22 protein-coding genes and 1 tRNA gene are annotated in these 22,248 nt (G+C 71.9%); 6 read left to right on the forward strand and 17 right to left on the reverse strand.

Features of this window, described 5'->3' with window-relative positions; genetic code table 11:
• Positions 1-19 precede the first annotated feature (19 nt).
• From ACO2Q3_RS07390 to ACO2Q3_RS07420, 7 genes are all read right to left on the reverse strand, one after another.
• Entirely contained in the window at positions 20-742 is a 723-nt protein-coding gene (locus ACO2Q3_RS07390) for a hypothetical protein (RefSeq protein ID WP_423305912.1), read from the reverse strand.
• Positions 739-1,350 carry a phosphoribosylglycinamide formyltransferase gene (gene purN, locus ACO2Q3_RS07395; RefSeq protein WP_423305913.1) on the reverse strand — a complete coding sequence of 204 codons (612 nt, stop codon included), beginning with the start codon at positions 1,348-1,350 and terminating at the stop codon, positions 739-741. Before purN ends, ACO2Q3_RS07390 begins: the two co-directional genes overlap by 4 nt.
• A complete protein-coding gene (locus ACO2Q3_RS07400; RefSeq protein WP_423305914.1) occupies positions 1,347-2,204 on the reverse strand; it encodes an MBL fold metallo-hydrolase in 858 nt (285 codons plus the stop codon). Before ACO2Q3_RS07400 ends, purN begins: the two co-directional genes overlap by 4 nt.
• Positions 2,201-2,995, reverse strand: coding sequence for a TatD family hydrolase (locus ACO2Q3_RS07405; RefSeq protein WP_423305915.1), 795 nt, complete (start codon positions 2,993-2,995; stop codon positions 2,201-2,203). Before ACO2Q3_RS07405 ends, ACO2Q3_RS07400 begins: the two co-directional genes overlap by 4 nt.
• A 25-nt stretch (positions 2,996-3,020) precedes the next feature.
• Positions 3,021-4,013: a DNA polymerase III subunit delta' gene (locus ACO2Q3_RS07410; protein WP_423305916.1), complete on the reverse strand. Its 993-nt coding sequence runs from the start codon at positions 4,011-4,013 to the stop codon at positions 3,021-3,023.
• Positions 4,010-4,654, reverse strand: coding sequence for a dTMP kinase (gene tmk, locus ACO2Q3_RS07415; RefSeq protein WP_423305917.1), 645 nt, complete (start codon positions 4,652-4,654; stop codon positions 4,010-4,012). The genes ACO2Q3_RS07410 and tmk overlap by 4 nt, the downstream gene beginning before the upstream one ends.
• A gap of 84 nt (positions 4,655-4,738) precedes the next feature.
• Positions 4,739-5,812, reverse strand: a complete 1,074-nt coding sequence (locus ACO2Q3_RS07420; RefSeq protein WP_423305918.1) for a septal ring lytic transglycosylase RlpA family protein — start codon at positions 5,810-5,812, stop codon at positions 4,739-4,741.
• Positions 5,813-5,960: 148 nt separating this feature from the next.
• On the opposite strand from ACO2Q3_RS07420, the gene ACO2Q3_RS07425 reads away from it, so the two are divergent.
• Positions 5,961-7,721: a di-heme-cytochrome C peroxidase gene (locus tag ACO2Q3_RS07425; RefSeq protein ID WP_423305919.1), complete on the forward strand. Its 1,761-nt coding sequence runs from the start codon at positions 5,961-5,963 to the stop codon at positions 7,719-7,721.
• 59 nt (positions 7,722-7,780) lie between these two features.
• Here ACO2Q3_RS07425 and ACO2Q3_RS07430 read toward each other — a convergent pair whose 3' ends face one another.
• The 7 genes from ACO2Q3_RS07430 to ACO2Q3_RS07460 all read right to left on the reverse strand — a co-directional run bounded on the left by ACO2Q3_RS07430 (position 7,781) and on the right by ACO2Q3_RS07460 (position 15,209).
• Complete coding sequence (locus ACO2Q3_RS07430; RefSeq protein ID WP_423305920.1) at positions 7,781-8,065, reverse strand: hypothetical protein; 285 nt, start codon at positions 8,063-8,065, stop codon at positions 7,781-7,783.
• Between the two features lie 291 nt (positions 8,066-8,356).
• The gene (locus tag ACO2Q3_RS07435; protein ID WP_423305921.1) at positions 8,357-8,941 is read right to left on the reverse strand and encodes a hypothetical protein; all 585 of its coding nucleotides are present in this window, start codon (positions 8,939-8,941) and stop codon (positions 8,357-8,359) included.
• Between the two features lie 480 nt (positions 8,942-9,421).
• The gene (locus ACO2Q3_RS07440; protein ID WP_423305922.1) at positions 9,422-9,958 is read right to left on the reverse strand and encodes a helix-turn-helix transcriptional regulator; all 537 of its coding nucleotides are present in this window, start codon (positions 9,956-9,958) and stop codon (positions 9,422-9,424) included.
• Positions 9,959-10,486: 528 nt separating this feature from the next.
• A tRNA-Ser gene (locus ACO2Q3_RS07445) sits at positions 10,487-10,574 on the reverse strand.
• Positions 10,575-10,666: 92 nt separating this feature from the next.
• Positions 10,667-11,674: a sodium:calcium antiporter gene (locus ACO2Q3_RS07450; protein ID WP_423305923.1), complete on the reverse strand. Its 1,008-nt coding sequence runs from the start codon at positions 11,672-11,674 to the stop codon at positions 10,667-10,669.
• Between the two features lie 260 nt (positions 11,675-11,934).
• Positions 11,935-13,857 carry an asparagine synthase (glutamine-hydrolyzing) gene (gene asnB / locus ACO2Q3_RS07455; protein WP_423305924.1) on the reverse strand — a complete coding sequence of 641 codons (1,923 nt, stop codon included), beginning with the start codon at positions 13,855-13,857 and terminating at the stop codon, positions 11,935-11,937.
• A gap of 173 nt (positions 13,858-14,030) precedes the next feature.
• Positions 14,031-15,209, reverse strand: a complete 1,179-nt coding sequence (locus tag ACO2Q3_RS07460; protein WP_423306923.1) for a glycosyltransferase family protein — start codon at positions 15,207-15,209, stop codon at positions 14,031-14,033.
• Between the two features lie 170 nt (positions 15,210-15,379).
• Here ACO2Q3_RS07460 and ACO2Q3_RS07465 point away from each other — a divergent pair, with 170 nt between their 5' ends.
• Positions 15,380-16,027, forward strand: a complete 648-nt coding sequence (locus tag ACO2Q3_RS07465) for a hypothetical protein (RefSeq protein ID WP_423305925.1) — start codon at positions 15,380-15,382, stop codon at positions 16,025-16,027.
• Between the two features lie 133 nt (positions 16,028-16,160).
• Positions 16,161-16,400, forward strand: a complete 240-nt coding sequence (locus tag ACO2Q3_RS07470) for a sulfurtransferase TusA family protein (protein WP_423305926.1) — start codon at positions 16,161-16,163, stop codon at positions 16,398-16,400.
• Between the two features lie 195 nt (positions 16,401-16,595).
• Here the strand turns inward: ACO2Q3_RS07470 and ACO2Q3_RS07475 are convergent, their stop codons facing one another.
• Positions 16,596-17,726, reverse strand: coding sequence for a CaiB/BaiF CoA transferase family protein (locus tag ACO2Q3_RS07475; RefSeq protein ID WP_423305927.1), 1,131 nt, complete (start codon positions 17,724-17,726; stop codon positions 16,596-16,598).
• A 156-nt stretch (positions 17,727-17,882) separates the two neighbouring features.
• On the opposite strand from ACO2Q3_RS07475, the gene ACO2Q3_RS07480 reads away from it, so the two are divergent.
• Positions 17,883-18,761, forward strand: a complete 879-nt coding sequence (locus ACO2Q3_RS07480; RefSeq protein WP_423305928.1) for an alpha/beta fold hydrolase — start codon at positions 17,883-17,885, stop codon at positions 18,759-18,761.
• Between the two features lie 168 nt (positions 18,762-18,929).
• Here ACO2Q3_RS07480 and ACO2Q3_RS07485 read toward each other — a convergent pair whose 3' ends face one another.
• Both ACO2Q3_RS07485 and ACO2Q3_RS07490 read right to left on the reverse strand, forming a co-directional pair.
• On the reverse strand, positions 18,930-19,313 hold the full coding sequence (locus tag ACO2Q3_RS07485) for an MmcQ/YjbR family DNA-binding protein (protein ID WP_423305929.1): 384 nt from the start codon (positions 19,311-19,313) through the stop codon (positions 18,930-18,932).
• Between the two features lie 67 nt (positions 19,314-19,380).
• On the reverse strand, positions 19,381-20,145 hold the full coding sequence (locus ACO2Q3_RS07490; protein WP_423305930.1) for an SDR family NAD(P)-dependent oxidoreductase: 765 nt from the start codon (positions 20,143-20,145) through the stop codon (positions 19,381-19,383).
• 124 nt (positions 20,146-20,269) lie between these two features.
• Here ACO2Q3_RS07490 and ACO2Q3_RS07495 point away from each other — a divergent pair, with 124 nt between their 5' ends.
• Positions 20,270-21,595 carry a diguanylate cyclase domain-containing protein gene (locus ACO2Q3_RS07495; RefSeq protein WP_423305931.1) on the forward strand — a complete coding sequence of 442 codons (1,326 nt, stop codon included), beginning with the start codon at positions 20,270-20,272 and terminating at the stop codon, positions 21,593-21,595.
• 27 nt (positions 21,596-21,622) lie between these two features.
• Positions 21,623-22,156, forward strand: coding sequence for a hypothetical protein (locus ACO2Q3_RS07500; protein ID WP_423305932.1), 534 nt, complete (start codon positions 21,623-21,625; stop codon positions 22,154-22,156).
• Positions 22,157-22,248 lie beyond the last annotated feature (92 nt).

Consider the following 22,248-nt stretch of genomic DNA (forward strand, 5'->3'; position numbering starts at 1 on the left):
ATATGGGCGCTGACGCCGCTCAGGCCCAGCTTGCCCAGACCGTCAGCGGCCCCAGCGTCTGGAACCCCGCGGCCAGCGCCGCCTCCAGCGCCGCGCCGTGCTCGTAGCCGACCAGGCCCTTGTCCGGAAACATCGCCTGGGCGATGGCCGCGGCCTCGGCCTGGCCCTCGATCCCGGGCGCGGCGAACACATTGCTGAGGCCGATCAGGCTGTCGGTCGGCGCCAGCACGCAGCCGGCGACGATCGCCTCCCCGTCCCAGCCGGCCATCACGCCGATCCCCGGGTTGCCCAGCAGCGCCGGGGCGAACACGCCGGAGTCCTCGGGATTGCCGCCGCTCCAGGCCTCGCTCCACGCGGCCAGGTCGTCGGCGGTCTCCACCAGCCGCCAGTCGAGCGCCGGGCGCGGCGGGGCGTTCTGCGGCGGGCGATGCAGCCACTGCCCCGAGATCAGCCGGCCATAGCCGTGCGCCGACAGGTCCAGCCGCTCGAAGCTGTCCTTGATGGCGTGGCCGCCCGGCGGGCCCTCGACCAGCAGCCGCGCCGCCCATTCGGCCTGCGGCGCCGGGTCGGCGTTCGGATCGATGGTCACGGCGCTGGGATAGTATTTCGGCGGGGTCCCGCGGCACATGGCCATGCCCAGTCCGCGCTGCGCCTCCAGGCCGTGCGCCTGCCACATCGCCACGCACCAGGCGGCGTTGTTCACCGCCGCCAGCCGCCACAGCGGGGAAATCTCGCCGCTCATGCCCCGGCGCCCGTCGCCTGCGGCAGCGCCAGCTCGCCGCGGGCGATGCGGCCCAGGGTGTCGACGAACAGCTGCGGCTCGGCCGCCATCACCCGCGCCTCGATGGCCGCGGCGTCGTCGCCGGGCAGCACCGGCACGCGCGCCTGGGCCACCGGCGGGCCATGGTCGTATTCCTCGTCGACCAGGTGCACCGTGGCGCCGGTCTCGGCGACGCCCGCGGCCAGCACCGCCTCGTGCACCCGACGCCCATACATCCCCCGCCCGCCGAAGTCCGGCAGCAGCGCGGGATGCACGTTCAGGATCCGGTGGCGATACGCCGCCAGGGTGACCGGGCCGAGCTTGCGCAGGTAGCCCGACAGCACCACCAGGTCCGCCCCCGCGGCCTTGAGCGCCCCGGCCAGGGCGGCGTCCGCAGCATCGGGGTCGTTTATCGTGGGAATACAGCGGCTTTCGATGTTGTTCTCACGTGCGAAGGTCAGCGCTGCACTGTCCTTCTTGTTGCTGACCACCAGCACCGGCTCGCAGGCCAGCCGGCCGTCGCGGCAGGCGGCGACGATGGCGCGCATGCTGGAGCCGTTGTTCGAGGCCAGGAAGGCGAGCCTGGTCATCGCAGCGGCGTCCGCACCGTCATGCCGTCGTAGGCCGGCTCGACGCCGGGCGGCAGCCGTTCTGACAGTTCCTTGAAGTCGAGGTCGATGTGCATGTTGGTCAGGATCGCGCGCCTCGGCTTCACCCGCTCGATCCAGGCCAGGGCCTTGTCGACGTGGGCGTGGGTGGGATGCGGCGTATAGCGCAGGGCGTCGACGATCCACAGGTCCAGATCGCGCAGCGCCTCGAAGGCCTCGTCCGGCAGGTCGACCACGTCGCTGGAATAGGCCACGCCGGCGAAGCGGTAGCCCACCGAACGGATGCCGCCATGGTCCTGGTCGAAGGTGACGACCGGGATCGGCCCGGACGGTCCGTCCACCTGCCAGGGCTGGCCGTGCGGCGGGATGTCCTTCTGGTCGGCGATGGCGGGATAGAGCCCCTCCCCCTCGAACATGTAGCCGAACCGGCGCAGCAGCGTGCCGCGGGTGGCCTCGTCCATCCAGCAGGGAATGCGGGCGCGCTGGTTCAGGGCGAAGGCGCGGATGTCGTCCAGGCCGTGGCTCTGGTCGGCGTGGTCGTGGGTCAGCAGCAGGGCGTCCAGCCGGCGCGCGCCGGCGGCGGCGGTTTGCTGGCGGAACTCCGGCGAGGCGTCCACGACCACCGTGGTCTCACCCCCCTCCCCGATTCCGGCCTCCCCGATCCCGACCGGCCCGCCCTCCGCCCGTGGCCGGCGCACCAGCATCGAGCAGCGGGTGCGCCAGTTGCGGCGGTCGGCCGGGTCGCAGACGCCGAAGTTGCCATCGGCCCGGGGCACGCCGCCGGACGAGCCGCAGCCCAGGATGACGACTTCCAGCTCGCCGGGGGTCTCGCTCATGACCGGGCCACGGCGGGGCGCGGGATGCGGTCGAACAGGGCGAAGAAGGCGTCCTCGGTGCGCGCCTCTGTTTCGGCCAGGCTCCAGCCGCGGATCTGCGCCAGCGCGGCCAGGATGTGCGGCAGGAAGGCCGGCTCGTTGCGCCGCCCGCGCATCGGCACGGGGGCCAGGTACGGGCAGTCGGTCTCCAGGATGATGCGCTCGGCCGGCATGTCGGCGATGATCGCGCGCACGTCCCCGGCGGCCTTGAAGGTGGCGATGCCGGACACCGAGAACCACGCGCCCAGGGCCGCGGCGCGGCGCGCGAGGTCCGCCCCCGAGGTGTAGCAGTGCATCAGCAGCCTGAACGGCCCGCGGGCGTATTCCTCCTCCAGGATCTGGCCCATCACGTCGTCGGCCTCGCGGGTGTGCACCACCAGCGGCAGGCCGGTGCGGCGGGCGGCCTCGGCATGGGCGCGGAACACCTGGGCCTGCACGTCGCGCGGCGACAGGTCGTAGTGGAAGTCGAGACCGCATTCGCCGATGCCGACCACCTTGGGCCGGGCGGCCAGGTCACATAAGGTGTCGGCGCTAAGCGACGGATTTTCCTTCGCTTCATGTGGATGCGTTCCGACAGTCGCAAAGATGTCGTCGTGCGCCATGGCGATCGCGTGCACCGCCTCGAACGACGAGACCTTGTCGCAGATGGTGACCATCAGCTCGATGCCCGCCGCCCGCGCCCGCGCGATCACCTCCGCCTGGTCGTCGGCGAACTGGGGCGCGTGCAGGTTCACGTGGCTGTCGATCAACATCGGGAGGCTCTGGCGGGGTCTGGCGTCAGGCGATGGCGCGCAGGCGCGCGAGGGCGGTGAAGAAGCTGTCCGCGCGGTCCAGGTTCAGGGCCTCGGCCGCGCGCGGCGTCTCCACCAGCATCTCGTGGGCTTCGGCCCAGCGGTCAAGGGCGCCGGCGCCCTGCAGGGCCTGTTCGGCGGCCATGCTGCGCACCTGGTCGGCGAGGCGGTCGAACAGCATCTCGAAGCGCTCGGCCCCCTCGGCGCCGCGGAACTTCTCGGCGATCAGCAGGGCGGCGGAATCGTTGACCCGCGGCAGGGCCTGCAGCAGCTCGCGCGCCTGGTCGTCCACCGCCAGGGCGCCGGCCTCCGCCAGCCTCCAGGCGCGGCCCGGCGCGCCGCGGGCCATGGCTAGCAGCCGCTCGGCCTCGCCGTGCGAGACCCCCGCCGTGCGCTGCACCGTGGCGATCGCCGCCTCGTGCGGCGGCGCCTCGAAGCGCAGCCGCCGGCAGCGCGAGCGGATGGTGGCCAGCAGGCCGCCCGGGGCATGGGTGACCAGCAGCAGCACGCCGCGCGGCGGCGGCTCCTCCAGGGTCTTCAGCACCGCGTTGGCGGCGTTGACGTTCAGGTCGTCGGCGGCGTCGATGATCGCCACGCGATAGGGGGCGGCAGCCGGCGACTTGGCGAAGAACTCCGGCAGGGCGCGGGCCTCGTCCACCGGGATCGACTTGCGCGGCTTGCCGTCCTCGGTCTGGCGCTGCAGCACCAGCAGGTCCGGGTGGCTGCGGGCCGAGACCTGGCGCGACACCGGGTCCTCCGGCGACGAGCCCAGCGGCCCCCAGCCGGCGTCCGGCCGCGCGCCCAGCAGCCGGCGGGCGGCGCGATAGGCGAAGGTGGCCTTGCCGACCCCCTCCGGCCCCGCCAGCAGCCAGGCGTGGTGCAGCCGGCCGCGGTCGAGGGCGTGGGCGAAGGCCTCCTCCGCCGCGCCCTGGCCCTCCAGGTCGAACACGTCGCGCGGATGCGGGATCGCCTCGCTCACCGGGCGGGCTCCGCGGCGAGACGCTCGGCGACCGCGGTCCAGATCGCCGCGCTCACGCCCTCCAGCGGCTGGGCGGCGTCGATCACCACGCAGCGGTCCGGCTCGGCCGCGGCGATGGCCAGGAAGCCCTCGCGCAGGCGCTGGTGGAAGGCCGCGCCCTTGGACTCAAAGCGGGTCTCGGCGCTGGCGCCGCGGCCTTCCGCGCGGGCCAGGCCCACCTCCGCCGGCAGGTCGAGGATCAGCGTCAGGTCCGGGCGCGTGTCGCCCAGCATCTCGTGCTCCAGGGCGGCGATCAGGCTGGCGGGCGCGCCGCCGCCGGCGCCCTGGTAGGCGCGGGTGGAATCGGCGAAGCGGTCGCACACCACCCAGTCGCCCCGCGCCAGGGCGGGCGCGATCACCCGTTCGATGTGGTCGCGCCGGGCGGCGTACATCAGCAGGGTCTCGGTCAGCGGCGACCAGCGGTCGGTCTCGCCGGTGACCAGCAGGTCGCGGATCGCCTCGGCGCCCGGCGATCCCCCGGGCTCGCGGGTGGCGACGACCGTGCGGCCGGCGGCCTGCAGCCGCTCGGTCAGGCGGCGGACCTGGGTGGACTTTCCGCCCCCCTCCCCGCCTTCGAATGTGATGAAACGCCCACGCGACATGGGCGGCACATTGGCGGCTTGGCCCGCTTTGTCCAGTGCCCCCAGGGCGCGCTGGCGTCGTCCTGGCGGCGCCGGGATGCGGGTCTAGAAGGCGTCGAGCAGCCGCGCGCCCGGGAAGCCGGCGGCGGCCACGCGGTCGACCGCCTCGTCCCCGCCGGTGCAGCGCACCGTCACCCGGTAGAGCACGCTGTCGCCGCGCTGGATCACGTCGACGCTGGTCTGGCCCTGGACGGCCAGCCGGGCGGCGGCGCGCTCGGCGTTGCCGCGGTCGCTGAACGCCGCCGCCTGGATCCGCACCACGCGTCCGGCCCCCGGATCGAGGACCGGCTGCGGGGGCTGCGCCGGCGGCCCGGCCATGGCCACGCGGGGCGGCGGATGGTCCGCCGGTCCGGCGCTCAGCCGCGCGTCGTCGTGGATGTCGTCGAGGAAGCCGTTGCGGGCATAGCGGTCGGCGCCGGTGGCCTGGGCGTCCTGCGGGGCCCGGCTATACGGCGAGGATTGAGTGTCGGGCGCCGCGACCGGCGGCGCGGTCGGCTGTCGCCGCTCCGGCGGGGCCTCGGCCCGGGCGTAGCGCAGGCCGTTCTCCGGCCGGGCGAGATCGGCGGGGCCGACATAGCGCACCCGCACCCGGGCGGTGCCCTTGGCGTAGAAGCCGAGCTGTCTGGCGGCCTCGCGCGACAGGTCGATGATCCGGCCCTGCACGAACGGGCCACGGTCGTTGACCCGCACCCGCAGCTTGCGGCCGTTCTCCAGGTTGGTGACCTCGACGATGCACGGCAGCGGCAGGGTCTTGTGCGCCGCCGAGGGGCTGTCCATGTCGAACACCTCGCCGTCGGCGGTGCGGCGGTTGTGGAACTGCGCGCCGTACCAGGAGGCCGTGCCGACGTCGTCGTAGTCGGGCTGGTCGTGCGGCGCATACCAGACCCCGTTGACCTGATAGGGCCGCATGGTCCCGCGGCCGGCGCCCTCGGCATGATCGCCGCTTCGGGGCGCCGGGCCGCCGCGGGCGAGCGGGGTCGGCGCCGGGCCGGTGGTGGCGCAGGCCGCCAGGCTCGCGCCGGCCAGGGCGACCAGCGCCAGGGTGCGCACGCGCGGGCCCATCCCTCGCGGCGCGGGGCCGGTGAAGGGGATGTCGATGCAGGGTTGAAGGCCAGCCAAGGCGACGCTCCCGGAAAAGGTCGAGCGGGCATGGTCAACGAAAGGTTTTTAAGCCCGGTTAAGGACTTACGCCGGCCAAGCTTGCCATGGACGGTTCGCGCGATGCGTGAGAGCATGGCGGCAATTCACCAATACGGGAGGGCGCGGCATGCGATCGCTGGGCTGGAGGCGCCCGACGGGCGTGGTGGCCGCCGGGCTTCTGGCGGTGCTGGCGCTGGCGGCTGTGGGCGCGGGGTGCGCCCGGCTTAAGGCGGTTGCGGCCGGGGAGCCCGACCTGCAGCAGGGCTGGAGCGCCGCCGACCGGCAGACCTTCTACCGCACCGGCCAGGGCTCGCACATGATCCCGCTGGCCTGGTTCAAGGCGCTGCAGCAGCCGGGAACCACCACGGCCTTCGACGCCGACCAGCTGACCCGCTACGGCTACCTGCGCGACGACGGGCCGCAGAACCCCGACAAGCTGCCGGTGGGCTTCGTGGTCGACACCCGCACCACGCCGCACCAGCTGGGGCTGACCTGCGCGGCCTGCCACTCGGCCGAGATCGACTTCACCGACAAGGCCGGCAAGGCCCATGCCCTGCGCGTGGACGGCGCCCCCACCGGCGCCGACTTCCAGCGCTTCCTCACCGACCTGCAGGCCGCCGCCGACGCCACCGTGGCCAGCGATGCGGCGCTGGACGGCTTCGCCCACCGGGTGCTGGGCGCCGGCTATGGCGATCAGGCGGCGGGCCAGCTGAAGCGCGATTTCCGCGCCTGGGTGGCGCAGTTCGACGACTTCATGAACGCCAGCCTGCCCAGGGCCAATCCCTGGGGACCGGGCCGGCTCGACGCCTTCGGCATGATCTTCAACCGCGTGGCGGCGCGCGATCTGGGCGTGCACGGCAACTTCGCCCTGGCCGACGCGCCGGTCAGCTATCCCTTCCTGTGGAACGCCCACGCCCAGGACAAGGTGCAGTGGAACGGCGCGGTGCCGAACGGCCTCTACCTCGGCGCCCTGGGCCGCAATTCGGGCGAGGTGCTCGGGGTGTTCGCCGACTTCCAGCCGCGCGTGCTGACGCCGCTGCCGCGGTCGATCGCCTTCGACCGCAACTCGATCGACTTCGAGGGCCTGCAGACCCTTGAGGAAAAGGTCGCCGCGCTGAAGCCGCCGAAATGGCCCAAGGCCCTGTTCGGCTACGACGAGGCGCTGGCGAAGACCGGGGCCCAGGTCTACCAGGACCAGCACTGCGGCCAGTGCCACGACGCCGGCCCGTCGGCCCTCGTGCCCGGCGCGCGGCGCACCCTGATCCAGGCGGTGGGGACCGACCCGCGCATGGCCGCCAACGCCGCGCGACAGTCGGACACCGGCCTGTTCCAGGGCGCGCCGATGCTGCCGGCGCTGCGCCCGTTCGGCGCCACCGCCCCCACCGGCGAGGTGCTGCGCACGGCGGTGCTGGGCGTGGTCGGCGATCACCTGCTGCATCCGCCGCTGGGCCCGGCCAATGCCCTGAACCGCGCCGTGAAGGGCGACGGGCGCAGCAACTATGCGCCGAGCGACATCCTCAACCTGCTGCACGCCCAGCTGGCCACCGCCTACGACCAGGCCTATCCGACGGCGGGCGGCGCCGCCTACGAGGCGCGCTCGCTGCAGGGGATCTGGGCCACGGCGCCCTATCTGCACAACGGCTCGGTGGCCAACCTTTGGGAGTTGCTGACGCCGCCGGGCCAGCGCCGCGCCAGCTTCGCCGTGGGCAGCCGGCAGTTCGACCCGAAGATGGTCGGCTTCGACACCGAGCATTCGCCCCTGCCCGGCGCGGCCGGGCGGTTCACCGTCGACGCCGGGAACGGCAACGGCAACGGCGGCCACCCCTACGGCACGCAGCTGCCGCCGGACAAGCGCTGGGCGCTGATCGAGTACCTGAAGGGGCTGTGAGGGACCGCCGGCGGCGGGCCCCTGCCCAGTCTACCTAGGCCCGGCCTATTTGGGCCGGCCTATTTGGTCTTGTCGGTGTGCCAGTAGCGGGCCACGGCCTGGGTCACGATCACCCAGGCGCCCTGGCGGATGTTCTCGGCGACCTGCTTGGCGAAGTCCGCCACCTGGCGCACCGTCAGGTCGGAGTTGCGCAGGTTGAACTCCCCGCTGGGCAGCTGGTACCACGAGCCGTCGTCGGCCTGGACGATGCGCAGGTAGCCGCTCTTCTCCATGGCGACGTACAGGGCGTCGTAGTCGCCCTCGCTGCCGCCGCGAAGTTCAACGCGCACCGTGAAGTCAGCCATCTATGTCTCCCTGGCGGCCGTCCGGACATTGGATCCGACTCGGCCGATGTCGTCGCATTTGAACCGGACCCCGCGGGGGCGTCACGCCCTCGCGTTCAGCGCGGACCGGTCAGGGTCCGCGTGGCGAACCCCGGCCCTTCCGTCAAGTGCGATTTCCGCGCACGGCCGCCTGGAGCGCGCGCGCCGGCCTGCCCCAGACATGGCGCGGGCGGCGGCCGTGAAGCCGCCGCCCGACCGGGAAGCCGATGATGCGGCCCGTCGGGCCGCTTGGCCCGCAGGCCCGCAGGCCCGTTACTGGGGCGTGGCGGTCAGCGTCACCAGGCCGGAATAGTCGCCGGCGATCGGCCGGTCGTTGCCCACCGTGCCCTGCGGCAGGGTGATGTGCAGCGAGGCCTTGGAGTACTGGCCAGTGCCGGTCTCGAACGCGCCCGGCAGGGCGTAGGTCAGGATGCCGCCGTTGGTGGCGGAGGACACGCTGGTGGCGCCGCCGAAATAGGTCTGCAGCAGCTTGGCGTTGCCGTCGTTGCCGACGATCACGTCCAGATGGTTCACGAACGACGTGGGATCGCTGACGGCGCCCTGGGTCGACAGCGAGGTGACCGTCATCTGCAGGGTGCTGGGGGTGTTGCACCACAGGTTGTCGAACTCGATGTCCCGGTCGGCGACGCTCAGGAAGCCGTTGGCGTCGACCAGATCGCCGAGAGCGACGGTGTCGGAGCCGGCGGCGCGCAGGCCGTTGCCGCTCTGATGGCCCGTGCCGCACAGGCCCGGCACATTGCCGCCGAGAGCGACGGTGGTGGTGGCGCCGTCGGCGAAGGCCGGCGCCGCGGCGGCGATGAGCGTGGCCGTGGCGGCGGCCAGGAAGGCGAGTTTCATCTCGTAGTCTCCAAGTTCGGCCTGCCAGAAGGGCGTGCGAGCCCCCGGCGGACACAGCTGACGATGGGGCCGTCGGGCCCGGCTGGGCGGGCCGGCTCTGGGAGCTGGACCGCGAAACGCGGCCGCCCGGGACTGCGGGCGGAGATACTGGCGTCGTGAGCTGTCGGGCGCAGTCTGCCGCGCCGTGCGAAGCGAGCCCCGCGCGGTCCAGACGCTCTCGATGTTCAGGAAACCCCGGCCAGGCCGAGGTTGCCCCCCAAAGACGCAGGAGCGTTAATCTCTCCTTAATCTCAATCTAGGCGGGCGTCTGACTTGCAGCGTCCCCAATTTTGAGTACGCGCCCTCAAGTCACCCGCCAGGGGAATCCACATCGGCCATGATGGTCCGATGTCCTTGCCATGTCTGCGAGAAACATACCCGGCACGTCCTGTATTGGTAGATACAGATGCGTGTGAATGGTCACGATGTAGATCTATCTTACTAGATCACTGCGACCCTGAACGGGTCCAGAGCCGAGAACAATTCTTCCCGGCTGCCGACCGACAGCTTGCTGTAGATGCGGCGGATATGAGTTCTTACGGTTTCCGGCGAGATGCCCATCTCCCGGGCCATGGCCTCGGCGCGGTCGCCCCCCACCAGGCGCTTGGCGATACCCGCCTCGGCGGGCGTCAGGCCGAAGATTTCGCCAAGATCGGCCCAGGCGGAGGTGCGGCTCGCCGTCGCCGGATAGACCGTCAGCACCGTCGCCGGGTCCGCGTCGGGCGGGCTGACGGCGTCGGCCCTGACCAGCACGTGGCCGCCGTCCGCCGACCGGCAGGCCCAGGCGGCGCAGGCGTCGCCGAGGTCGGACAGGAAGCTCTGGAACCCCGCCAGCTGCCCCTTGTCGGCCGGCGCGACCCGGCCGGCGGCGCGGGCGAAGTGGCGGCCGGCGTCCAGGAGGGCGATCGCCGCCTGGTTCTCCCACAGGATCTCCAGGTCGCGGCCGACAATGATGGTCGGCGCTCGGCTGGCGCTCATCCAGGTGCGGAAGTACAGATCTGCGGGGCGCGTTCGTGCACGCGCGGTGTCATCCGCCGGAAATTCCGACATCTCCGCCCCCGATCTTCAGCCCCAATTGTCACTAGCCATGCCGTGTGACTGAAATATTGCAACAACGCAAAGACGTCTTTCCGGGAAAGACGCGCGGGTGGCGTGGGTGAGGCGCTGTAGCGAAATCCTCGCTTTCCGTTCCGCGATCCAGGTCAGCGCCGAGGTATCGGCGTCTCAGCCCAGGGTGTCAGCGCACTCATCTGTTCGAGCCAGCTGCGGCACCATAGCGCCGGAACGGTGTCTTCAAGACCGGCGAAGACCATGTTGGAGTACTCGCGGTGGACCAGCGCAATGGTCTCGTGCAGCGAAAAACAGTTGGCCTGCAACGGCAGACGTCTGCGACCCGACATAGGGGAGCCTTTCTTCTCAGATGTTGTGAAAAGACCCTTCGGGCCGAATCGCGCTCAGCAGGCGCTGCATCAGCTTATCACATCTCGCGGCGTGGTTTCGGAGACTTGGCGGATGGGGTGGGATTCGAACCCACGGAGGCTTTCACCTCGCCGGTTTTCAAGACCGGTGCCTTAAACCGCTCGGCCACCCATCCCCAGATCGCGCGCGGGAGCGCCCGGGAGCCCGGCCGCCGGGCGGCGGGCCGGGGTTCTTAGCAAGGGTCGGGCGATCACTCCAGCCGGCAGGCTAGAGATGCAGGCCGACCACCAGGGCGCCGAACACCAGGTAAAGGCCGGCCATCGACGCCAGCAGGCCGGGGCCGGCGCGCTTGAGGCGGAAGGCGATCAGCAGGATGGCGACGGCGACGGCGGTCACCGCGCCGGCGGCGATCAGCGTGCCGTCGAACAGCCAGGGGGTGAACAGGATGCCCAGCGCGCTGGGCACGGTGGCCTGGATCATCATCGCCCCGGAGATGTTGCACAGCGCCAGCCGGGTCTTGCCCTGGCGCAGCCAGATCACCGCGTTGAGGATCTCCGGCAGCTCGGTGGCGATCGGGCTGAACAGCAGGGCGGTCAGCTGGGGCTTCATGCCCAGGCGCGGCCCCAGGGTGTCCAGCTGGCCGACGAACAGCTTGGAGCAGATGAAGATCACCACCAGGGCCGCCAGGGTCTGGACCACGGCCAGCCACGCCGGGGGATCGGCGAGCCCGGGGGCCAGCTTCAGGGGCTCGAGCGCCTCGCCCTCCTCGTCGTCGGCGTCGCCGCCGCGCATCTCCTTCCAGAAGTAGGCCCCGTAGGCGGCCAGGAACAGCAGGCCCAGCCACGGCTTGATGGCGAAGGCGACCAGGCCGAGGCCGATCTTGCCCAGGAAGATCACCAGGAACCACAGCTGGTCGCGGGCCAGGTGGCCGTCCTGGTCGCGCAGCGCCGCGGGGGCGCCGCGCTTGCCGAGCAGCAGCAGCATGGCGCCGACCACGGCATAGGCGATGGTGCCCAGCACCAGGGGGCCGCCCAGGGCCGCGCCGACGCCGATCTGCTTCTGCGCGGCGGAGACGCCGAACACCACGGCGACGAAGGTCACCACGCTCTCCGGCAGGGCGGTGCCGGCGGCGGCCAGGATGGTGCCGGTGGCCTTCTCGCCGAAGGCGTACTTGCGGCCGACCCACTCGACGCCGTTCACGAACACTTCGCACGCCAGGTAGATGGCGACGGCGTTGGCCAGCAGCAGGCCGATCACCACGGGCAGGGATTGCATCGAAACTCTCGGGGGGCCGGACGGCGAACAAGCCAACGGGGAGCGGCGCCCTCGCCCAGCCCATGGACGAACGCCGAACCCGATGGTCTCGCCAGGTCGAACAGACCGTCCGCGCCACGGGCCAACACCGGATGATGCTGGCGCCGAGTATGTTGGCGCGGCCCCCTCTGGTACGCGAGGGCGGCTACTCCCCATGGAGTGGGCGCTGGACTAGGGGCCCGCCGGGCCCACGTCAAGCCTGGCGTGCGTGGGCCGGCCGCTCAGCGGCCGCGGGCGGCCAGCCACGACTGCCACATCAGCAGGGTCCACACGCGGGCCTCCACCGAGGTGTCGCCGGCCAGGTAGCGCTTCCAGACCTTGGTCACCGTGGCCGGGCGCAGCAGGCCCTGGCGGGCCACCACCGCGGGGTCCAGCAGGTCTTCGGCCCAGCTGCGCAGGTCGCCGGCCAGCCAGCCGTGCAGCGGCACGGAGAAGCCCATCTTCGGCCGCTCGATCAGGTCGCGCGGCACGTAGCGGTCCAGCACCTTGCGCAGCAGCCACTTGCCCTTGCCGTCGCGCAGCTTCATCGCCATCGGCAGGCGCCAGGCGAAGGCGGCGATGCGCGGGTCGAGCAGCGGCACGCGGGTCTCCAGGCTGGAGGCCATGGCCGCGCGGTCGACCTTGCACAGGATGTCGCCGGGCAGATACTCCATGGTGTCGCGCCAGATCAGCCGCTCGATGTCGTCGTCGAAGTGCGGCGCCAGCGGCCGTTCGCCCGGCAGCAGGTCGGGACCGTCGGCCATCAGCCGCGTCGGGTCGGCCCAGGACGACATGGTGTAGTCGTAGAGCTCGTCCTGGCTGCGGGCCTGCATCCAGCCGGCCGCGCGCTTGATGTGCGGGGCCAGGCGTCCCTTGGCGGCGAACTGGCGGGCGACGGGGCCGAGGCCGGCCAGGGCGCCTTCCAGCATCGCCATGGGCGCGGCTTCCAGCATGCGGCCGACCGCGCGGCGCATCGGCACCTTGCGGAATCCGTTCCACAGGCGCGGCACGCCGGGATAGCGCACGTAGCCGCCGAACATCTCGTCGCCGCCGTCGCCGGACAGGCAGACGGTGACGTGCTGGCGCGCCAGGCGGCTGATCAGGAAGGTGGGGATCTGCGAGGCGTCGGCGAACGGCTCGTCGAACATCGCCCCCAGGGTCGGCGCCACGTCGCGGGCGTCGGCCATGGTGACGTGGAACTCGGTGTGCGCGGTGCCCAGGTGGTCGGCGACGGCCTGGGCGTGGCCCGCCTCGTTGAACTCCGGATCCTCGAAGCCGGCGGTGAAGGTCTGCACCGCGCGGCCGGTCTGGGCCTGCATCAGGGCGGTGACCAGCGAAGAGTCGACGCCGCCCGAGAGGAAGGCGCCCAGCGGCACGTCAGCTTCCATGCGCTGGGCCACGGCGTCGCGCAGCAGGGCGTCGAGCGCCTCGGCGGCCTCTTCCTCGTCGGCGAAGCGGTCGCGCCGCCCCTCCTCCACCGCATCGCCCAGGGTCCAGTAGGGATCGACCTGCGGGGTCTCGCCCTCTTCCCAGGTCAGCAGGCAGCCCGGCAGCAGCTTGAAGACGTTGTCGTAGATGGTCTGCGGCGCGGGGATGTAGGCGGTCTTGAAGAAGGCCGCGAGGGCGGAGCGCGAGATGCTGAGGCCGGGGCCGACCAGCGCCTCGATCGCCCCCAGTTCCGAGGCGAAGGTCAGGCCGCCGCCGATCGGCGTCCAGTACAGCGGCTTCTCGCCGAATCGGTCGCGCGCCAGGGTCAGGCGCCGCTCGGCGCGGTCCCACACGGCGATGGCGAACATGCCGTTGGCGCGCTTCAGGGCGCCGTTCACGCCGAAGCGGGCGATCGCCTCGAGCAGCACCTCGGTGTCGGAACGGCCCTTCCAGTTGACGGCGCCGGCGGCGTCCATCTCGCGGCGCATGTCCGCGTGATTGTAGATCTCGCCGTTGAACACGATCAGGAAGCGCCCGCAGCCCGAGGCCATGGGCTGGTGGCCGCTGGGGGTGAGGTCCAGCACCGACAGGCGGCGGTGGCCCAGCCAGACGCCGTCGTCGCGCCAGGCGCCCTCTGAATCCGGCCCCCGATGGCTGAGACGCGACAGCGCCGCACGCGCCTCGCCCGGGCTGACCGGGCGACGCGCAAGCCCGACAGCGCCGGCTATGCCGCACATGAGCTATGTCCGAATGTACGCAGCGCGACGCCTGACAGCATGCGCTTTCACCCCAAATGATACAGCGGCGGAAGCCGCCCCCCATTCACAGGACGCCACCGAACGGCCGCCGCCGCAATGGGCTCCGTCAGGGTGCGGCTGTTTCTCGCGCCGGTCGAGGCCGGCGGGATCGATCAATTCAGGCGCGGGGGAAGGCGCGCGGCGTCCAGCACGGTCTCGATGCGGCTGTCCCAGGTGTGTTCGGCCAGCACCCGGGCCTGGCCGTCGCGGGCGATGGCGTGCGCCTGAACCGGGTCCTCGGCCAGCGCCGCCAGCCGGGCCATGCCGCCCTTCAGGTCCATCCAGCGGAACAGGGCGATCTCGCGGTCCTCGGCGAACGCCTGGCCGTAGAAGCGGCTGTAGTCGGAGAAGGCGGCGGCGCCGGCCAGCAGGGTCGACAGCGGCCGCTCGTGCGAGCCGGCGCCGAAGTTGCCGTTGGTGTTGAGCACGATGCGCGAGGCGCGCATCAGCTCGGCCATGCGCGACATCGGCACGGCGCCCTCGTAGGTCGCCCGCTTGAAGCGGTAGAGGTCGGCGTCCCAGCCCAGGCCGCAGATGCGGATCGGCAGGCCGGTCTTGGCCAGCGCCTTGACGAACTCGAACCGCCGCGTGCAGCGCACCTGCACGTCCAGGTGCCGGGCCGCGCAGCGGGCGCCGACATGGGCGGGATTGGCCAGGTCCACCCCGCGCGAGGCCAGCACCTGGTCCAGCGCTTCGTGCGGCGCCATCCATTCGACGGACAGCGCCAGGTCATAGGCGTCGTCGAACACCTTGCGCGTGGCGGGGTCGGCGTCGGCCCAGGGGGTGGCCTTGAGCTTCTGCAGGGTGCCGCACCAGAGGATCGGCGTGTCGCGTCCAGCCGCCCAGGCCTCGGGGTCCGCCGCCACCGGCGCGGCCTCCCCCACCGCCGCGTGCGGGCAGAAGCCGGTGTTGCTGAAGCGGTCCGGCCCGAAGATGGCCGACAGGGCCTCAACCTGGGTCGGATCGACCATCAGCAGGGCGGTATCGGCGGGCGTGCCCAGCAGGCGCTGTTCCTGGCTCAGCACATAGTCCACGTGCCAGACCACATGCGGTGCGCCGAAGATCTGCGACATGGTGCGGCCAAGGCCGTCGCGCGCCTCGCCCAGCATGTTGATGCTGAAGGTGAAGGCCGTGGGTCCGGCGCCGGCGGCCTCCAGGATCGGCAGGATCGGCGCCTCCAGCCCGGCCAGGTCGACGATCTCCGCGCGATAGCCCCGGCGCTCCAGGGCGGCGGCGGCATGGTCGATGAAGGTGCGGGTGCCTTCATATTGCGAAGATCCCTTCAGCAGCACGGCGCGCAAGCGATTCCTCCCAGGCGGATCGGCCGATTCCTGAGGGGCAACGGCAACGGTTTGGTTAACGGCGCGCGCGTCCGTACGGCGGCGGCTATAGCGCAGCTATGGAACCCTGGCGGGAAGGCGACGTTTTGAAGACCGATCCGACAACCTAAGGAGCGCCTGTCATGGCCGCCTCGAGTTACTACACGCCGGAGCCGGATTCGGCTTCCAATACTTACGTTGACCCGGTGTCCGAAGCGCCGATGATCGTGGGTAATCCTGCGCTTTCTCGCCGGACCCAGAAGCGGTCGAACAAGACCGCGCTGATGGTGGGCATTCCCGTGGCCGCGGTGCTGATCGCCGGCCTGGGCGCCGCCGTGCTGCTCAGCGACAAGGGCTCCGACGCCGGCGACAGCACCACCCAGACCAGCCAGACCACGACCACGGCCTCGACCGTGCCGGCCCCCGCGCCGGTGACCCCGGTCGCGCCGCCCGTCCCCACCCCGGTCCAGGCGGCCGCCAACACCATGGACGCCACGCCGCCGGTGACCCAGGCGGCCGAGCCGACCCCGGTCGCCCGCCACGCCACGGTGCGCCATAGCGTCAGCCACGCCCGCGCCGCCGCCCCGTCGGCCGCCGACACCGGCGCGGACGTCAGCGCCACCGTGCCGATGACCCCGCGCACCGGCGCCCCGGTCAATCCGCCGGCGACGCCGCCGCCGGCCGCCTCGACCATGGCGCCGCCGGTGATCAGCGCCCCGCCGCCCGCGGCCGCGCCGTCGGCCGGTCAGCCGGTGAATCCGGCGCCGGACACCACCACGACCCAGCCTTAACGGGTCCAGGGTAGCGGGGTCCGGGGACGTCCCGAGCAGAACCCCCGGAACAGGCGGGGCCGCGACCTTCGGGTTCGCGGCCCCGTCGCTTTGTGCGCTTCCCTTCCGGCGCGCCGCCCGGCATGAGGGGGCCATGCAGGACGAGGCCCAGGACATCGTGGTGGATGCGCGCGGACACCGCTGCCCGGTGCCGACGCTGAAGCTGCGCCGGGCGCTGGAGCGCGCATCGGCCGGCGCGGTGGTGCGGCTGCTGGCGGACGATCCGATGGCGCGCATCGACGTGCCGCACTTCGCCGGACAGGTCGGGGCGACGGTGCTGGCGGCCGGCGAGGCCGACGGGGCGCTGCGGTTCCGGGTGCGCAAGGGCGGCTGAAGGCCTGGCCCAAAAAGCATGCGGCGCGCCGCTCCGCTGGGAACGACGCGCCGTCAGGATGCTGTCCTGATCAACCGATCGACGCTACGAGGGACGGGAGAGCGCGGCGACCGGTTGACGATGCTGAGGATGCGACTCGCTGCCTGAACCCAGGCTGAACGGAATTCAGCCCGGACCTTTCTCGCGGCCAGGCGGCTACAGTGCGCCGGACGACTGCAGCGCGGCGATCTCGTCGCCGGAGAAGCCCCAGTCCTTCAGCGCCGTCTCGTTGTGCGCGCCGATCGCCGGCGGCGGCCCCTGCACCTGGCCGGGCGTGGCCGAGAACCGCGGCGCCGGCGCCGGCTGCACCACGCCGTCCAGGTCCAGGAAGGTCTGGCGCGCGACGTTGTGCGGATGCTTGGGCGCCTCGTCCATGTTCAGGATCGGCGCGAAGCAGACGTCGGTGGCGTCCATGATGGCGCACCACTCGTCCTGGGTCTTGCTGGCGATCACGGTGGCCAGCTTTTCGCGCAAGGAGTCCCACTTGCCGCGGTCCATCTGCGCCTGGAAGTCCGGATCGTTGATGCCGGTCTTCTCCAGCAGCAGCGCGTAGAACTGCGGCTCGATGGAGCCGATCGAGATCCAGCGGCCGCAGCTGCACTGGTAGGTGTCGTAGAAGTGCGCCCCGCCATCCAGCAGGTTCGAGCGCCGCCCGGCGTCCGACCAGGCGCCGCCGGCCTTGAAGCCATAGAACATGGCCATCAACGAGGCCGCCCCGTCGCTCATCGCGCAGTCGATCACCTGCCCTTGGCCGGTGGCGCGCGCGCTGATCACCCCGGCCAGCAGGCCGAAGGCGAGGTAGAGGGCGCCGCCGCCGAAGTCGCCCACCAGGTTCAGCGGCGGGATCGGCTTGTCGCGCGTGCCGATGGCGTCGAGCGCCCCGGTGATGGCGATGTAGTTCATGTCGTGGCCGGCCGCCTGGGCGTAGGGCCCGAACTGGCCCCAGCCGGTCATGCGGCCGTAGACCAGTTTCGGATTGCGCTTCAGCGCCACGTCGGGACCCAGGCCCAGGCGCTCCATCACCCCCGGACGGAAGCCTTCCAGGATGGCGTCCGCGCCCTCGATCAGCTTCAGGCAGGCCTCGACGGCGGTCGGCTGCTTGAGGTCCAGCGCCACCGAGCGGCGGCCCCGCGCGGTGATGTCGGACTTGGCGCCCCCGCGCCCGCCCTTGCGGTCGACCCGCACCACGTCCGCGCCCAGGTCCGACAGCAGCATGCCGCAGAACGGGCCCGGCCCGATGCCGGCGAATTCGACGACCTTCAGTCCGGAAAGCGGTCCCTGGCCCATGACGTATTCCTCTTGGAGTGGTTCGTTGCTCTGACCGCTTTAAGAGACGGCGCCGCGCGGGAAGGCAAGCGCCGCGAGATGCTGGCGCCGGGGGCGTCGCTGGGATATCGGAAGCGCCCTTCCCGTCCGCCAGTTCGTCTTTGCGAGTTCGCGCCCATGACCGACCCCTTCATCGGCCCCACCTCCCAGAGCTTCGTCTCGCAGCGCCTGCGGCTGCACTATGTGGACTGGGGCAACCCGACGGCGCCGCCGCTGATCCTGCTGCACGGCGGGCGCGACCATTGCCGAAACTGGGACTGGGTGGCGCGCGACCTGCGCAACGACTTCCACATCATCGCCCCGGACCTGCGCGGCCATGGCGACAGCGCCTATTCGCCCAGCGGCGACTATTCCATGCAGGCGTTCGTCTACGACCTGGCCCAGCTGATCCATCAGCAGAAGCTGGGCCCGGTGCCGATCATCGCCCACTCGCTGGGCGGCTCGATCGCCCTGCGCTACGCCGGCGCCTTCCCTGAGACGGTCTCGAAGCTGGTGGCGATCGAGGGTTTGGGCCCCTCCCCCGCCCAGCAGGCCGAGCGGGCCAAGCGCACCGCGGTCGAGCGCATCCGCCAGTGGGTCGGCGATACCCGCCAGCTGGCCGGCCGCATCCCGCGCCGCTACGCCTCGATCGAGGAGGCCTATGGCCGCATGCAGGGGGAGAACAAGCACCTCACCCCCGAGCAGGCCCGCTATCTCACCGTGCACGGCGTCGCCCAGAACGAGGACGGCAGCTACAGCTGGAAGTTCGACAACTACGTCCGCTCGTTCTCGCCGGTGGACTTCCGGCCCGAGGAACTGGCCGACCTGTGGCGCAACATCGACTGCCCGGTGCTGCTGGTGAACGGCAAGGAAAGCTGGGCCTCCGACCCGATCCGCGACGGCCAGATCGCCTATTTCAAGGACGCCCGCGCGGTGGCCTTCGACGGCGCCGGCCACTGGGTGCACCACGACCGCCTGGACGCCTTCCTGGCCGAGGTGCGGGCGTTCCTGAGCTAGGCCGACTGGCTTCCGTTCTCTTCCCCCTCAGGGGGAAGTACGGCCGAAGGCCGGGATGGGGGCTCAAGCGCGGCCGGCCGAGCCGCAAGGGTCGGCTCTCCGCTGGAGCCCCCTACCCCCGCTTCGCGGGTACTTCCCCCAGTGGGGAAAGTGAAACGGCGCAGCACGCTAGCTCAACGCCTCCAGCTCGGCCTTCTGTTTGCGCGTCAGGCCGGCGCGGACGAGGTCGTACGACTGGGCGACCAGCCGCTCGACCTCGGCGTCCGGCACGTCGGATCCCAGGGTGACGCAGATCCAGAACCGCCGGTCCAGGTGCGATCGGTGGCCGACGCCGGCGTATTGTTCGCGCAGGATCTCCACCAGGTGCGGATCGCACTTCAGGATCACGCTGGGCTCGCCGCGCACCGCCAGGATGGCGAACAGCCTGCCCATCACCTTGTACATCAGGGCAGGCGTCGGCCGGTTCGCCGGGACCGGCACGGGCGTGGCGCCGGCCCCGGCAAAGGCGTCGAGGCGGGCTTTCAGGGCCGTGGTGCGGGGATCGAGCTCCATCGGCGCCAGAGCTTGCGCCTGCAGGCCGTGGCCGGCAAGCCGGCGTCAACGAACGCCTGGCGATCCGCTAAAGCGTCTGTCCGTCGTCGAGGGTGATCACCGAGCCGGTGATGTGGCGTGCGCCGGGGCCGGTGAGCATCAAGAGGGCCGCGTCGAGGTCCTCGGCGTCCATCAGGCGGCGGCGGGGCCAGCCCTTCAGCTGCTTCTGGCCGCCTTCGCTGGCGAACCAGTGGGCGTTGAGTTCGGTCTCGATGTAGCCGGGGCACAAGGCGTTGACGGCGATGTCCTGGCGCGCCCACTCGCGGGCCAGCACCCGGGTCATCTGCGCCACCGCCGCCTTGGAGGCGCAGTAGATCGCCAGGCCCGGCAGGATGCTGTGCGCGCCGATCGAGGCGATGTTCAGGATCCGGGCATGGCCCGCGGCCGCCTCGCCGTTGTCCAGCATCCGCCGCGCCGCCTCGCGCGCGCCGAACAGCACCCCGCGGACGTTCACCGCGAAGGTGTCGTCGAACACCGCCTGCGACACCTCCAGCGCCAGGCCCTCGCCGCCGACGCCGGCGTTGTTGATCATGATCGACAGCGGCCCCAGGGCCGCCTGCGCCTGGTCCAGCGCCGGGCCGATGGCGGCGACGTCGGCGACATCCAGGGCGAAGGCCTCGGCCCGTCCGCCCGCCGCGCGGATCTCGCCCACGGCGTCCTGCATCCGCTCGACCCGCCGCGCCATCAGCGCCACGGCCGCGCCCTGGGCGGCCAGCACCTTGGCGAAATGCAGCCCCAGGCCGCTGGAGGCGCCGGTCACGACCGCGACACGTTGCTTCAGGGGCAGGTCCATCGTTTTCCTCCGCGCCGGGTCGGCCTATGAGCGTTGGGGCCGAAACCGGTATGCTGAACGGGAAACCGATTCTGGCCCGGCGACGGCTTAGCCCGCCCACGGCGGTGAGGTCCATGGGGAGCCCTTGTCGATCAACGCCCGTATCCTGATCGTCGCCCGGGACGACACCCGCGCCGGCCCGCTCGCCGAGGGGCTGGACCGGCTCGGCTGGCGCACCATCACCGCGCGCGGCCCCTATGCCGCCATGGCCGCCCTGGCGGACCTGCAGATCGAGGCGGCCATCGTCGACGTGATCGGCGGCGGCGAGGACTCGCTGACCATGGCGCGGCGGCTGAAGGCGGCCTGCGCGCCGCGGCGCCTGCCGGTGATCGCCATCGCCACCCCCTCGCCCGACATCGAGGCCGCCGGCTTCGACCTGACCCTCGCCCCGCCGCTGCACCCGTCGCAGGCGGCGCTGCGGCTGGAGTCGCTGGTGCGGCTGGCGATCTCCGAAGAGGAATTCGAGCTGCGGCGCGAGACCTTCGCCGAACGCGGCCGGCGCCTGGAACATCCGGAAGAGGAAGGCGGTCCCTACCGCGTCCTGGCCGTGGGCGAACCGGCCCCGCAGTTCCTGGCGCTCAGCAACGCCCTGGCCGAGGTCGGGGCCGAGGTGGTGGGCGCCTTCACCGCCTATACCGCCTTTGACTATCTGCACGAGCGGCCGTTCGACGCCGTCGCCCTGTGGGCCGGCGAGAACCAGCAGGAGGCGCTGTCGATCTCGGCGGGGATGCGCCGCAACACCCGGCTGTTCCACCTGCCGACGCTGCTCTACCAGCGCTCGGATTCCTACGTCACCACGGCGGAGGCCTACAACAAGGGCATCGCCGACGTGGCCTCGCCGGACACGCCTGAGACCGAGACCGCGCGGCGGATCGTCGAGCTGGCGCGGGCCTACCGGCGGCAGAACGCCATCCGCATCGCCCTGGAGCGGGCCCGCAGCTCGGGCCTGATGGACGCCGCCACGGGCCTGTTCACCCGCGACCTGTTCGCCGCCCACCTGGTGCGCCTGGCGCAGGCGGCGCGGGCGCGCAACCGCCCGCTGTCGGTGTGCGTGCTGAAGATCGCCGAGAAGCCCGAGGTGACCGTGGCCCGCGCCGGCGGCTGGCTGGACCGCGCCATCCCGCAGATCGGCTCGATGGTCGGGCGGCTGGTGCGGGTGGAGGACACCGCCGCCCGGCTCGGACCGGAACTGTTCGCCCTCGCCCTGCCCGCCACGGGCCTGACCGCCGCCAAGGCGGCCGGCGAGCGGATCGCGGCGGTGATCGCCTGCACGGCCTTCGACGCCGGCGACAACCGCCCGCCGTTCGTGGCCGAGTTCGACATCGGCGTGGCCGAGCTGCAGCCGGGCGAGAGCGCGGCGCGCACGCTGGAGATCGCCGCCTCGCGGGCGCTGCAGAAGCAGGCCAGCTAGGTTTCCCCCGGGGCTGCGGAGCGCGTCATGTTCGGTCAGGCTTCGGGCGGCAATTCCCCGCAACTTCTGGTTCTCATCGCCATCGCGGCGCTGGTGATCCTCGTGCGCAACGCGCGGCCCCGACGGCTGCGGGTCGAGGGCCTGTGGATCATCCCGCTGGTCTATGTGGCGATCCTCGTCGCCCTGCTGGCGGCGGCCCCGCCGCCGGTGACGCCGCTGGCGATCGGCGTGCTGGTGGCCGGCGCGGTGATCGGTGGCGCGATCGGCTGGCAGCGCGGACGTTTCACCCGCATCGACCTGGACCCGCAGACCCACGAGATGACCTCCCGCGCCTCCGTGGTGGGCATCGCCTTCATCCTGGTGGTGCTGCTGGCGCGCGTGGGCCTGCGCTCGATGGCGGCCGAGGGGCGGCTGAACATCGGCCTGCCCCCGCTGGTGATCGCCGACGGCCTGCTGGTGCTGGCCATGTTCATGCTGTCGGTGCAGCGGCTGGAGATCTGGCTGCGCGCCAGCCGCATGCTGGCCGAAGCCCGCGCCGGCGGTGGGCCGCCCGTGGTGTAGGGCCGCCCTCCCCTTCATGGGGAGGAACAGACGGCGAAGCCGCCAGGGTGGGGAATACCTGCCGGGATCGCGAACAGATCGGGTCTGGCGGA

The sequence above is a fragment of the Caulobacter sp. KR2-114 genome (genome assembly GCF_049446115.1).
Classification (GTDB): Bacteria; Pseudomonadota; Alphaproteobacteria; order Caulobacterales; family Caulobacteraceae; genus Acaudatibacter.